The following is a 12,986-nucleotide window of genomic DNA, read 5'->3' on the forward strand; positions in this document are numbered from 1 at the left end:
ATTAAGTGCATCAACCCTCATTATATTTATCACTCCAATATTGCCGATGATTTTGCAAATGAGTGATTAACGGCCAGTCTTTCTTATCTTTTGGTAATCTTAAGTATCTGCCATCTAACTCTGCATATTCCGTCCCAGTTAGCTGTTCTGATATCCTTATTTTTAGTTCGTCATCAATCCAGAGCAAACCACGATCAAATAAAGTATGAATATCTGTTTTCAATAATAAACCATGCTGGGCGCGGGTATGCCAGGAACCAGCATAAGGTGTTATATGAGCAGCCTCTAGTAACACTTGGATAGAACAACCTGTTACCGCACATCTGCCATCATAAGCTTCAATGAGTTTTCGTCTAAATACGGGTTGTCCTTCCCGAACAATAACCTCACGCAGAGCTTTTAAACGGATGTCACCTTCATCCTCCGGAGACTCCGTGAATAATTCGTCCCTCACTTCAAGTACTAAACGATCATATGTCCTTGGGACAGCAATCTGAACTGGCGTTTTCCCATCACCACCAATGTCCCATATACCGTGCAGTTCTTGGATATACAGTTCATACCGTGTATTTCGTAGGTTTCCTGTACGAAACAACACGTCGTATGGATTGCCTTGGTCAGTACGAGCGCTTTTACGGCTACCAAGGTATCGATACCGTGAATTGCTATTAACAGTTAATGCATCCAGTTGAATGCGAATCTCGGTTTCTTTCAGAGTGGCGTTGCTGTTACGGATCCACTTAACAATATTTGCAGCAGAGGCGGAACCGAGTTGTGTCACGGCATACCATACACGTAGGTATTGTGGATAGTGCATTTCTTCAGGGATGATACCCGGCTCACTAGCAACAAATGTTGAGAAATTATGATGGCGCATCCACTCTCCCCATTGGCGAGAATGTGTACTAATACCTATACGATGTGGTTCGCGTTTACCAATTTCGTCATTAAATTCCTGGCGGGAGGGGGCTCGGCCTAGTTTCTCATAAAGTTCATCACAGCACTCCCATACAGCCCGTACCAACGGACCTTGTGGATATCCATCTTTGCGCAGATTCAAAATTATTCTCCGTCAATAAACATATCTTGAAATAAGTGAGATCCAACTCTGACATATAACTCGCAACAATTCATCAGACTTCTGTGAGCAAGAAGATGACTAACCCGCTCCGTGCCTACCTGTCACCTTGATTTAATAAACGAGTCTCAGGAAGTTGCTGTAACACTTTTGCGACATTTTTTAAGAGGGACCTAATTTACAGTCCCATCAACAATCTTGAAATTCTCAATTTGTCGATACCAGTTCCCTTAGATGCGCGATATCTAAGATTCATTTTGACAAACTTTAGCCATTTTCCCTCGTCCTCTAAATCACCATGCAATGATCCGCCAGAGTATCGATTTATTAGGGCTGTTCTAACACTATGCCATTTTGACATATCAATACTAAGCCATAGATCAACAAATTCATGAGGTTTGAAACTTGCTAAAATCGGAATATAACCATATATATTTATCTCTCTGAAGCCATTTCTAGAAATTTGTTCACAAAACTTTCCGGTATCTTCCTTTAAATTTTTTTTCAGCTCAGCTCTAAAAATTGGATATTTTTTTCTTAAGGATATTTGTCTATGCTCCATTAATATTTTGTACAATTTCGCTGAGTATTTTCTATAAGAATCATTTATCCAAAATCCATATCCATAAGCTGAATCACGAATTGGATCATATTCTGTGAAGAGATCAGCAGGTAGGAATTTATCATTACATTGTAATTTTTTAACGTAGTCTAAAAAAAATGAATATATTTCATCAAAACTTTTATCAATATGTTGAGCATCTGATAATAAAAACAATACATTGATGGAATGCTGGATTTCACCGTTTTCGACTAACTGCATATTCTCAAAGAGAGCATAAAGTTCTTCTAACGCTTTATCCACCTCTTCAGTTTTGCATGAGTCGAAGCTCAAGATAGTAAACCAAGGTCCATAGCTCTCTGGTTTCATAAAATGACGGCTTTTACTTATGCAGTCATGGATTTGCTCTTTTATATATACGCCATTAATAATCGTATTGATTAAAATTTCATTTGAAATCAAATCACTTTCAATATTTAAGAGGACTTCGTTTTTTTATAATTCTTTTTTATTGCATCAAATATATCTTCTGCATTCTTATCCTTATTAATGTAATAATAAACAGAGTTTCTTGATTCAATGTCTTTGTCTCTTAGTTGACCTAGCCTATAGTTTATATCTATTGCGGTAAACAAAACAAATAATTCTGACAATAATCTTTTATCATTATATAAACTTTCAGGAATACAAGGTAGGAACCTTGCACAATCATTAATTACGTAATCTAATACTCTTAATGATTTACATTGCGAAGCAATAAAAGATTTATAAATAATATCTTTAACACTTTCAAAAGCTTTCGGTGCCTTGCTTCTTTTGATAAATTGATTAAAGGCGCCCTGAATATCTGGTGAGACTTTTAGAATTTGCCCGAAGATTTTCTCTTTTTTATCTGTCAAACCTTCCTGTAATTTTTTATCATGCGCAATTACAATCACTTTGCATTGATGGTGTTCGATGTATTTATTTATTGCACCAAATATATCTTCTTGATCTATTTTACACCTTTCCAAATCATCAAAAATGATTGACTTGGAGTTATCAACCTTTTCTTTTATAAGAGCATTTGCTATGTTTCCGATTAATGGCCCTAATGCGAGTGTTAAGTCATTAGCTTTCATACTGGAGTTTCCAAACCAGTTGAAAAATTTTCTAAGTCGAGATCTTTTGGGATACATTTTAACAAAAACTGTTGAGTGTACTTCTTGTATTGTTGTTAATCCAAATAAACTTACATAAATGTTTGGTTTTTCTTTGAAAATTTTATTGATAGAATGGGTTTTACCTACCCCCCACTCACCATCAACTAGCACAGCATACTTGGGATTTGTTAAACCAGTATAATACTCAAGGTATGTTCTCAAATGTTCGTTAAGGGGTTCATCATTTTTTATCATCTTTTTCACCACAATAATTTAATAGTTTTAATTTTAACGCTTCTTTAAGATTATTAGGTGCAAAATGATCGCATCTCATAATCATTTTTATATTGGTATGACCGAGTTTTTTTGCAACATTCATATTTTGTCGTCATTCATCATAAATGAGAAGCAAAGGTTTGCCTAAGTGCGTGAGTTAACTGTCCAGCCGATAATTCAATCCTAGCTCTCCCTAGTACAGAACTCAAATCTTAATCATTTATGATGGAAAAGATATCCATTATTTCTCTTTAAAAGCAAAATATATATTTCTTTCATAGCGAAGCGGCTGTTGATGCTGTAAACTTCTGCACCAGCTACACCCACCTTACAGCAATAGATGGGCTTCGCCAGGATCACCGCAAGTACACTTTTATTAAAAATCAAGATCGACTTTAACTACTCCTGATGCATCTATTTTATCATCCTGAGCAGTAAGCATATCAACAAACTCATCGAAGGAGTTTGCTATTTTCGTCAGCCCGGAGGTCACTACTGAATCATTGAATATTGGGTCAGACTCGTGATCCCAAAACCAGATCTCTCCCGTCATACCTCCCTTGAGGCAAAGACAGATTTGATTATCACCAGACGAGGCTCCTATCGGTAACCATTGATCGCGAAAATCATTCCGGTATGTATCAGCCATTTCAAAGACAGTATATTCTTTACCCGATTCTGCAAGGCCGTACAAAGACTCAAGCGTATCGTTTCCTTGCTCATCAGACCACGGAGAAGGTTGTGACGCTTTGAAAACAACATTTACTTCAAAAAGAACAGAAACGCCAAAATGAAGTAAATAGGCACGATAACTTTCAGGAATTGGCCCTATTGATGTTTCTAATGTATTTAAACTCTTTTTCAGTTCATCTAATGGTAATGGCGTCGGTTTCGCTCCAAAGCGCTCTAATTTTTTCAACATTTTCCTTTCCTCCTCATATCTGATGCGGAGCCAATATGTGGCACATTGCCATGAAGATCTCTTGGGACAAGAATTATAGTATTCGCACTCAGATGATGTGGAGTAAGCATTTTTTCCCTTAACAAATTCTGAGCCGCTTTCTGTGTAATGCCTTTTTTTTCTGCAATGGCACTATATACTTTTGAAAAATCTTTATCCGTCCCATTCAGCACACCATCTTCGAAAGTAAGTGTACCTTTTGACCACGCAGAAAAATCAGGCCTTCCTTGACTGAAAGGTATAGGCTGGTTCGATGTAACTGCATTAACTTTGTCATTATATGAATACCAGTTACTTTCTCCTGGTATTCCGTCCCAATGGCCATTATTTCTTGGGAGCCTGACACCTTCTAACCCCCACGGATCAATCCACCCCAGCGGATTCGGCGCATATTGATAAAGGTTCCACCCGCCATTCAACCCAATCGGGTCCTGCACAATAAACCGCCCGACCTGCGGGTCGTAGTAGCGGAACAGGTTATAGTGCAGCCCGGTTTCACCGTCAGCGTACTGCCCGGCATAGCGAAGCGGCTGGTGTGCCATTGCCGAACGATTCACAAGCCGTGAGAACCCTTCGCTCTGGTGGCGCACTTCGCCAAAACTGCCGTACTGGCCGCTCCAGCGCACCGCGCCGCGCTCGTCGGTCATTTCCAGCGGCGCGCCGTTCAGGTCGGTATTGAACCAGTAAATCTCACCGCTGCTCTGGTCACGAAGGTGATCCACCCGCGCCAGCGGGCTCCAGGCTTCATTCGGGTCGTATACATACGTGCTGCACAGCCCGCTCTCCTGCTGCTCCTGCAGCAGGCGGTAGCCCTGCCACAGGAAGCGGGTGTTGGTGGTGCCGTGCGTCGTGGTGACGATTTTGCGCGTGCGGCGGCCCAGCGCGTCGTAGTGATAGCGCGCCTCAAAGCGCCCTTCCGGCCCGGTTCCCCGGGCGGATACTAGCCGGTTCTCGGCGTCATACGCATAGTGCTGTTCATACAGCCCGTTGCGGCGGCTGACCAGGTTGCCCCAGTGGTCATATTTCATAAACAGCGCCTGCCAGTGCTGCAGGCGGTTATCCGTGACCGGTACCGCATCGTCATTGGCGGCGAGGTTATCCGCTGCGTCGTAGCTGAACTGCGCGCGGCTGTGCCCCTGTCGGGCCTCGTAGTGCTTCAGCAGACGCCCTTCGGCGTCGTAGCCATAGTCCACCTCACCGCGCAGGGTGTCGCTAACGCCGGAAAGCTCGCCGCGCGCGGTGTAGCGATACAGGCGTTCCAGTATCGCCTGCTCCGGCAGGGTCACGTCCGTGCTCAATTCGCTGCGCTGCAGGGTGCGTCTGCCGAGGCTGTCATACTGACGAAGCTGCTCGCGCGCGCCCTGGGTGCGGCGCACTTCCCGGTGCAGGCGGTCGCGGGTGAACTCGGTCACCAGCTGCTGCCCGAAGCGGATGGCGCTGACGTGGCCGGAGCCGTAGTGCAGCCAGGCCAGCTTTTGCTCGCCGGGCAGCGTCAGGCCGGTCAGGTTGCTCAGGGTATCCCATTCGTAGCCCACCGCGCCGTTAATGCCGGACTCACTCAGCACGCGTCCGGCGGCGTCGTGGCGGTAAGCGATTTCATCGCTTTCGATACCCAGGGCAACGCCTTCGGCGGTTGGCGTGCGGCGGATGCGGGTAATCTGGCCGCTCAGGTCGCGGAAGTAGCGGTACTCCGCGTGGCGCTGAGTACGCCCGATCAGCAGCCCGCTGTCGTCATAGCTGAACTGCTGGACGCGACGGGCGATGCCGCCGTCGGCGGCAGGCCGGCCGTTTTCTTCGAGCGCGCAGAGGAACCCTCGCGCGTCCCATTCCATATGGCGCACGGTCTCGTCCGGGCGCGTTTCGCTGAGCGGGCGGCCCACGGCGTCGTAGGTGAAGCGGTATTCCGCCCCGTTGCCGTTATCGAGTCGCAGCAGGTTACCGCGCGGGTCGTAGCGCCACTGGCGCACGCGACCAATACGGTCGGTTAGGCTGACCGGAAGGCCGAGCGCGTTATAAGCCCAGCTCACCTCGCTTTCCAGCGGGTCGCGCCAGCCCGTGAGCTGGCCGCGTTCGTTCCACACCAGCGACTCGCGGCTGCCGTCCGGATGGATCACGACGCTCAGCAGCCCGGCACGGCTCCACTCCCGCCGCGTGATATTCCCTTCCGCATCCTCGCTGGCAACCATCTGCCCGAAGCGGTCGTAGGTAAAGCGGGTGACGCTGCCGGAGCAGTCGGTGCGCTGCGTCAGCAGCCCCTGGTGGTTCCAGACCAGGCGCACCACGCCGCCGGTGGCGTCGGTGATGCTCTCCGGCAGGTTTTCTTCATCGTCGGGATAGCGATACGCGGTGGTGCTACCGGCCGGGTCGGTTTCCGACAGCAGGCGACCGCGAAGGTCGTACAAGGCCTGCGATGAGGTGCCGTCCGGGTATACCGTGCGGGTGATGCGGTCGGTCAGGCGATGCCAGTGATACTCCGTGCGGCGGCCCGCCGGATCCGTCTCGCTGGTCATGCGGCCGTATTTGTCCCACGTGCTGCGGCGCATCGCACCGCCGGGGAGGATGACGTCGCAGAGTTCGCCGTCGCGGTAAACAAACGTCGTCTGGCGACGGTCGTAATCCGTGAAGCGGGCAACGTTGTCGTCGTCATCCACCAGCCAGTGCGCCTGCGCGCCGTCTTCGCGGGTTGCGCGGCGGGTGCCGTTATCAAAATCGTATTCGAACGTCAGCTGTTCGCCGCCGCTGTGGCGGAAGCCGACCACGCGTGGCAGGCCGTCAATCTCCCGCCAGCGGTATTCGCTCAGCAGGCCGTTGGCGTCCTCGTGGGCGCTCATCAGCCCGTCCTGCCAGCGGAAGCGTCGGCGCACGCTACCGCCCCGGCCGGTCACGGAGACCAGCTGGCGCTGTTCATCATAAGCGTAACTGACCAGGCAGATCTCGTCATCCAGCCAGGCGCCGAGGAGCCTGTCACGGTCGTAGCGGCAGACCACGCGCTGGCCCGCGCTATCGGTCAGGGCATGCAGGGTATTATCCGCGTTCCACTCGAAGAGGATATCGTTGCCGCAGGGTTCAGAGATGCGCTGGAGCAGCGAGGGGGCATCATCCTTAAGCGGCGCATAGTGCCAGCGCTCGCCGCTGACGTCATACACCGACCAGCTGTCGTCCTGATGATGTTCAAGCCAGTTTTTTTCGCTTTCGCAGTAGGTGCGCAGCCCTCTAGGGACCTTCGGGAAGGCGACGTAATCGCCGGACGGCGCACGCCACACCAGCCCGTCCTGATAATGCTCCAGGCGGCTTTCCCAGAACAGGCTCCAGCCGCGGCCCAGCACGCTGTCGCCGGGGTTGCCGCTGCGCCAGTAGCGCTGCCAGCGCACCGGCAGGCGGGAAGGAAGAACGAAATCAAGCTCATCATCCCCGCTGAGAAACTTCTGTCCGCTGACGATATCCACCGGGCGAGCGATGATCCCCGCGGCCGCCACGCCGGTCATCAGCGTGCCGGCGCGACAGGCGATACGGGCCAGCTTGTTGATACCGGGGATTTTGCCCAGCAGCTTAGAGAGCGCCCCGACTTTACCCGCGGCACCGCCCCACCCGCCAATAAGCCCGGCGAACAGCAGGGTAAGATCGGAGACTTTGTAGAGCCACTCGGGGACTTCAGACTGAATGGGCAGGGTTTGCTGCGGGTCGCCGCCGATAATGACGTTGTTCGAACCGGTCATCACCTTCGCGTCGCAGGTGGTTCGATCCCCGATGCGTGCTGCAGGCAGGCCGTTGATAGAGACCCGCGAAGAGCCTTCAGCCATCTGCTGCGAGCCGTCGTCAGAGCAATTCACCGTGCTGTCTGTTGCCATGGCTGCGGGTTTACCATTGATATACACATTGGGCGAGCCGGAGGTGATGACGCCTTTCTTCGTCATGCTGGATGCCCCGGCGTCCGCGATGCTGTCCCGGGCGGCGGTCGCCAGCTCCCCGGTGTAATACCCCACGGCCAGGCTGGCGCCGACGAGCAGGACGCCCACGCCTAGACAGGATGCGCCGAGACCGGCAATAAACATGGCCCCCGCCAGAATGCCCCCGGCGGCGGCAATCAGGCCACCGACAATCGTTCCGGCAATCATCCCGGCCAGCGCACCGGAGTGGCCAATATCATCACCAACGCGTGCTGCTTCAAACATAACAACTGTCCCTGGTGTTAATGGTGGAAGCGGAAGCTCCTGAGAAGATCGCCAAACAGCGCGCTGTCGGCATCGCCCGGCGCGCGGGTGCAGGTCATGGTGAAGACCAGAATTTTATCGCTGTCGACATTAAATACGGCCTGCTGCTGCCAGATGCGTTTCCCGTCGCGCAGGTAGCTGGCATGGACAATTTCACCCAGGGAAAGATTGTCGCCAAGCGTAGCGGCGCTGCGCTCGCCCTGCTTCCAGCCCTTGATGTGTTTTGCCATCAGGGCGAGCTGGCGATCGATATACGCGGCAAGCGCTTCGCCGGGGTTGAGGGCATCGCGGGAGATGTTGAACGCCGGCGCATCCCCGGCAGGCAGAGCGAAAACGTTGACGGTACGATCATGATATCCATCAGGGAGGCTGATAAGCCCTTCATTTATATGGTACTTCGGAGATGATTCTGACATTGAGCGGGTCCCACCACATTTTTCAGAAGCAGCAAGTTTCTCATATGTGTTTGATACTGACTATCCCCCTGAAAAGAGCGCGCCACGCCCATTGTCTATACTCAATTCATAACAGACAACGGAGTGCGCCATGCCCTTACCCGACTTCAAATCCTCTGAACCTTATACCCTCGGCATTGAGCTCGAACTCCAGGTGGTTAACCCGCCGGGTTACGATCTGAGCCAGGACTCCTCTGCCCTCATCGCCGCCGTCAAAGACGACATCAAAGGGGGCGAAGTCAAACACGACATTACCGAAAGCATGCTCGAAATCGCCACCGGCGTGTGCCAGACCATCGACCAGGCAGCGGCGCAGTTCTCGGTGATGCAGCAGAGCATCCTGCGCGCGGCGGCGGAGCATCACATCCAGATCTGCGGCGGCGGAACGCACCCGTTCCAGAAGTGGCAGCGTCAGGAGGTGTGTGACGACGAGCGCTATAACGTCACGCTGGAGCGCTTTGGCTATCTGATTTTGCAGGCGACGGTGTTCGGCCAGCACGTACACGTCGGCTGTCGGACCGGGGACGACGCAATTTATCTACTGCACGGCCTGTCGCGCTTTGTGCCGCACTTTATCGCCCTGGCCGCCGCATCACCGTATATGCAGGGCACGGACACGAAGTTCGCCTCATCGCGTCTCAACATCTTCTCGGGCTTCCCGGATAACGGACAGATGCCGTGGGTCAACAGCTGGCAGGAGTTCGAGGGGCTGTTCCGCCGCCTGAGCTCCACCAGCATGATCGACAGCATTAAGGATCTGCACTGGGACATCCGCCCCAGCCCGCATTTTGGCACCGTTGAGGTACGGGTGATGGATACCCCGCTGACGCTCGGCCACGCGATTAACATCGCCGGGCTTATTCAGGCGACGTCGCACTGGCTGCTGACCACGCGGCCGTATAAGCATCAGGAACGGGATTTTCTGCTGTATCGCTTTAACCGTTTTCAGGCCTGTCGCTACGGGCTGGAAGGCATTCTGACAGACGTGCATACCGGCGAGCACAAAACCGTGGCGGAAGATATCGCCTGGCTGCTGGAGCAGGTTGCGCCGTCCGCCGAGAAGCTCGGCGCGACAAGCGCAATCAAGGAAATTGCCCTGCTGTTAAAGCAGGGCAAGAGCGAGGCGCAGCGCATGCGGGACTTTATCGCCGATGGCGGCTCGCTGATTTCTCTGGTGCAGAAGCACTGTGAGCTGTGGGCGACGAGTCCGTAAGGCCGTGGCCCCACTCGCGCAGGCGCTGGAACAGCACGAACAGCGCCGGGATGAACACTATCCCCACTACGGTCGCCACCAGCATGCCGCTGAAGACCGTAGTGCCGATGATGCGGCGGCTCTGGGCACCCGCCCCGGTCGCCAGCATCATCGGCAGGACGCCGATAATGAACGACACGGCGGTCATCATTACCGCGCGGAAGCGGCGCGATGCTCCCTCCCGTGCGGCATCGACAATCGCCATTCCGTCCATGCGCCGGGCGCGGGCAAACTCCACGATAAGAATTGCGTTCTTGGCGGCGAGGGCTATCAGTAGCACCAGACCAATCTGCACGTACACGTCGTTGGCGTAGCCCGCCAGCCACAGCCAGACCAGCGCCCCGCCGATGGCGAACAGCACCGAGAGCATCACGCTCGCCGGCAGCGTCCAGCTCTCATACTGGGCGACGAGGAACAGCCACGCCATCACCACCGCCGCCAGCACGATCCATATCGCCTGATTGCCGGTCTGCTGCTCCTGATACGACATGCCGCTCCAGGCGTAGTCGTACCCGGCTGGCAGGTTTTCCGCCAGAATCTCGCCCATCGCCGCCATTGCGGTGCTGCTGCTCACCCCTTCCGCTGCCGAGCCGCTCACCGATACCGACGGGAACTGGTTGTACTGCTGAATAAATGGCGCGCCGACGGTCGGCGTGATGGTGACGAGGTTGCTCAGACGCACCCGCTCGCCGCTGTTGCTGCGCACGAACAGCTCGCTGATTTGCTCCGCGCGCTCGCGCCACTGCATTTCGTTCTGCATCACTACGTGGTAGACGCGGTTGTTGACGCTGAAATCCCCGGCGCGCGTGCCGCCAAAAGCGGTTTGCAGGCTGCTGAAGATGCGTGACACCGGCACGTCGAGGCGGGCCGCGCGCTCGCGGTCAACGGTGAGCGTCATCTGCGGCACGTTGCTGCTCCAGGTGGTGAACACGCGGCTCAGCTGCGGGTGCTGGTTGGCTTTCGCCAGCACCTCACGCGTCACGCGCTCCAGCTCCGCCGGGCTTTGCCCCGCCTGCGCCTGAATGCGCAGGTCGAAGCCGGAGGCGTTGCCCAGCCCCGGCAGCGTCGGCGGCGCAAAGGTCATGATGGTGGCTTCCGGCAGGGCCAGCAGCTGTCGCTGAAGGGTGCCCATCACCTCATCCAGCGGCGGACGCTCGCTCCAGTCTTTGAGCATGATGGAGATAAACCCGCCGTTCGATGCGCTGGTGCCGTTGAGGATGTTAAACCCGGAGACCTGAATCACGTCTTCTACCGCCGGGTTTTTAGCGATCAGCTCGCGCGCGGTGGTCATCACCGCTTCGGTGCGCTCCAGCGAGGCTGCCTCCGGCAGTTGGACGCTGGCAAAGAAGTAGCCCTGATCCTCCTGGGGCAGGAAGCCCTTTGGCATCGACATAAAGCTGAATACCACCACCGCCGCCGCGCCTGCGGTGGCCAGCAGCGCCAGCCACGGACGGAGGTTGAACACGCTCACGATCCGGGTGTAAAGCGTGCGCGTGGCGTCCAGCCCGCGGTTGAACCCACGGAAAACGGCGGCGGGCTGTGCCGGTCGCGGGCGCAGCAGCAGCGCGCAGAGCGCGGGCGTCAGGGTCAGCGCCACCAGGCTTGAGAGCGTGACGGCGGTCGAGAGCGTCACCGCGAACTGGCGGTACAGCTCGCCCACGATCCCTGGCAGGAGCGCCACCGGTACAAACACCGCCAGCAGCACCAGCGTGGTGGCAATCACTGGCCCGGCAATCTGGCGCAGCGCCAGCGCGGTCGCCGCCGTGCGGCTCTGCCCTTCCGCCATCAGGGTTTCGACGCTCTCCACCACCACGATGGCGTCATCCACCACCATGGTCAGCGCCAGAATGATGGCGAACAGGCTCAGCGTATTGGCGGAGTAGCCGAGCGTATAGAGCACCGCGAAGGTGCCCACCAGCGACACCGGAATGGCAAGGGCGACAATCAGCGTCGCGCGCCAGCTTTGCAGGAACAGGGACACCACGACCACCACCGCCAGCATCGTCAGCGCCAGCGAGACGCCAATCTCTTTGATGGTGGCGGCCACAAACGAGGTGGTGTCGAATTTGACTTCATAGACCAGATCGTCCGGGAAGCGCGTGGATAACCGTTCCAGCTCCGCGCGCACCGCATCGGCCACGCGCAGGGCGTTGGCGGACGGCGTCGGGTAGATACCCAAATAGGCGGAGTCATGCCCGTTCAGCTGCGCGCCAGAGCTGTAGCTGCGCGAGCCAAGCTCGATGGTGGTGACGTCCTTCAGGCGCACCAGCTGCCCCATCTCCCCGGCGCGGATAATGATATTGGCAAAGTCGTCGGCCTGGTTTAAGCGCCCCAGCCCGTTAATGGTCAGCGTCTGCTGCTGGCCGTTAAACACCGGCGGCGTGCCGACCTGGCCCGCCGCCCCCTGCACGTTCTGCTCGCGCAGCGCCTGCGCCACGTCATCGCTGGTCACGTTCAGGGCGTTCATGCGGTCCGGCCTCAGCCAGATGCGCATGCTGTAGTCCCGTGCGCCAAACATCTGTACCTGCCCGACGCCCGGCAGACGCGACAGCGCCTCGCGCACCTGGGTGCTGGCGTAGTTGCTGACGAACAGCGGCGTGTGGGTGTTGTTCGGTGAGTAAAGGCTTACCCCCATCATCAGGTTGGTGGCCCGCTTGCGCACCTGCACGCCGTTTTGCTGCGCCTCGGTCGGCAGCTGCGCCACGGCCTGCGCCACGCGGTTCTGCACATCGATGGCGGCGAGATCCGGATCGGTGCCCGCCGCAAAGGTGATGTTCAGGCTGTAAGAGCCCTCATCCGAACTGGTGGACTCCATATAGAGCATGTGATCCACGCCGTTCAGCTGCGTTTCCAGCGGCGTGGCGATGGCCTCCGCCACGTCAGCCGAGCTGGCGCCCGGCCATGACGCTGACACATTCACGACCGGCGGGGTGATCTGCGGGTACTGCTCCACCGGAATAATCCTCAGCGCGATGGCCCCCAGCAGGGTGATGACCAGCGCAATCACCATCGCAAAGCGCGGGCGTTTGATGAAAAACGTCAGCATGAT

The 12,986-nt window shown here is 54.7% G+C and carries 8 protein-coding genes; 1 reads left to right on the top strand and 7 read right to left on the bottom strand.

The genetic code is table 11. From position 1 onward, the window contains the following. Positions 1 to 10: 10 nt before the first annotated feature. The 6 genes from AM329_RS11205 to AM329_RS11225 all read right to left on the bottom strand — a co-directional run bounded on the left by AM329_RS11205 (position 11) and on the right by AM329_RS11225 (position 8,646). Positions 11 to 1,060 (bottom strand): HNH endonuclease, encoded by a 1,050-nt coding sequence (locus AM329_RS11205; RefSeq protein WP_032608795.1) that lies wholly within the window; start codon positions 1,058 to 1,060, stop codon positions 11 to 13. A gap of 196 nt (positions 1,061 to 1,256) precedes the next feature. Beyond that, positions 1,257 to 2,102, bottom strand: a complete 846-nt coding sequence (locus AM329_RS26100) for a hypothetical protein (protein WP_192828483.1) — start codon at positions 2,100 to 2,102, stop codon at positions 1,257 to 1,259. 14 nt (positions 2,103 to 2,116) lie between these two features. After that, a complete protein-coding gene (locus AM329_RS26105) occupies positions 2,117 to 3,037 on the bottom strand; it encodes a P-loop NTPase fold protein (protein ID WP_223831772.1) in 921 nt (306 codons plus the stop codon). A gap of 397 nt (positions 3,038 to 3,434) precedes the next feature. Further along, complete coding sequence (locus AM329_RS11215) at positions 3,435 to 3,980, bottom strand: SMI1/KNR4 family protein (RefSeq protein WP_032608794.1); 546 nt, start codon at positions 3,978 to 3,980, stop codon at positions 3,435 to 3,437. Then, positions 3,974 to 8,191, bottom strand: a complete 4,218-nt coding sequence (locus AM329_RS11220; RefSeq protein WP_223831773.1) for an RHS repeat-associated core domain-containing protein — start codon at positions 8,189 to 8,191, stop codon at positions 3,974 to 3,976. The genes AM329_RS11215 and AM329_RS11220 overlap by 7 nt, the downstream gene beginning before the upstream one ends. Before the next feature lie 17 nt (positions 8,192 to 8,208). Beyond that, on the bottom strand, positions 8,209 to 8,646 hold the full coding sequence (locus AM329_RS11225) for a DcrB-related protein (protein ID WP_032608792.1): 438 nt from the start codon (positions 8,644 to 8,646) through the stop codon (positions 8,209 to 8,211). A 130-nt stretch (positions 8,647 to 8,776) separates the two neighbouring features. Here AM329_RS11225 and AM329_RS11230 point away from each other — a divergent pair, with 130 nt between their 5' ends. Then, a complete protein-coding gene (locus AM329_RS11230) occupies positions 8,777 to 9,898 on the top strand; it encodes a YbdK family carboxylate-amine ligase (RefSeq protein WP_023324277.1) in 1,122 nt (373 codons plus the stop codon). Here the strand turns inward: AM329_RS11230 and AM329_RS11235 are convergent. Continuing rightward, positions 9,828 to 12,983 (bottom strand): efflux RND transporter permease subunit, encoded by a 3,156-nt coding sequence (locus tag AM329_RS11235; RefSeq protein ID WP_032608791.1) that lies wholly within the window; start codon positions 12,981 to 12,983, stop codon positions 9,828 to 9,830. The two genes, AM329_RS11230 and AM329_RS11235, sit on opposite strands and share 71 nt — an antisense overlap. Positions 12,984 to 12,986 lie beyond the last annotated feature (3 nt).

It is taken from the genome of Enterobacter cloacae complex sp. AR_0002 (assembly GCF_001922365.1).
GTDB lineage: Bacteria > Pseudomonadota > Gammaproteobacteria > Enterobacterales > Enterobacteriaceae > Enterobacter > Enterobacter hormaechei_C.

Bases quoted from the DNA above. Each gene is read 5' to 3' on its own strand.
- AM329_RS26105 (WP_223831772.1), bottom strand. From the start codon at position 3,037: ATGATAAAAAATGATGAACCCCTTAACGAACATTTGAGAACATACCTT.
- AM329_RS11215 (WP_032608794.1), bottom strand. From the start codon at position 3,980: ATGTTGAAAAAATTAGAGCGCTTTGGAGCGAAACCGACGCCATTACCA.
- AM329_RS11220 (WP_223831773.1), bottom strand. From the start codon at position 8,191: ATGTTTGAAGCAGCACGCGTTGGTGATGATATTGGCCACTCCGGTGCG.
- AM329_RS11225 (WP_032608792.1), bottom strand. From the start codon at position 8,646: ATGTCAGAATCATCTCCGAAGTACCATATAAATGAAGGGCTTATCAGC.
- AM329_RS11230 (WP_023324277.1), top strand. From the start codon at position 8,777: ATGCCCTTACCCGACTTCAAATCCTCTGAACCTTATACCCTCGGCATT.
- AM329_RS11235 (WP_032608791.1), bottom strand. From the start codon at position 12,983: ATGCTGACGTTTTTCATCAAACGCCCGCGCTTTGCGATGGTGATTGCG.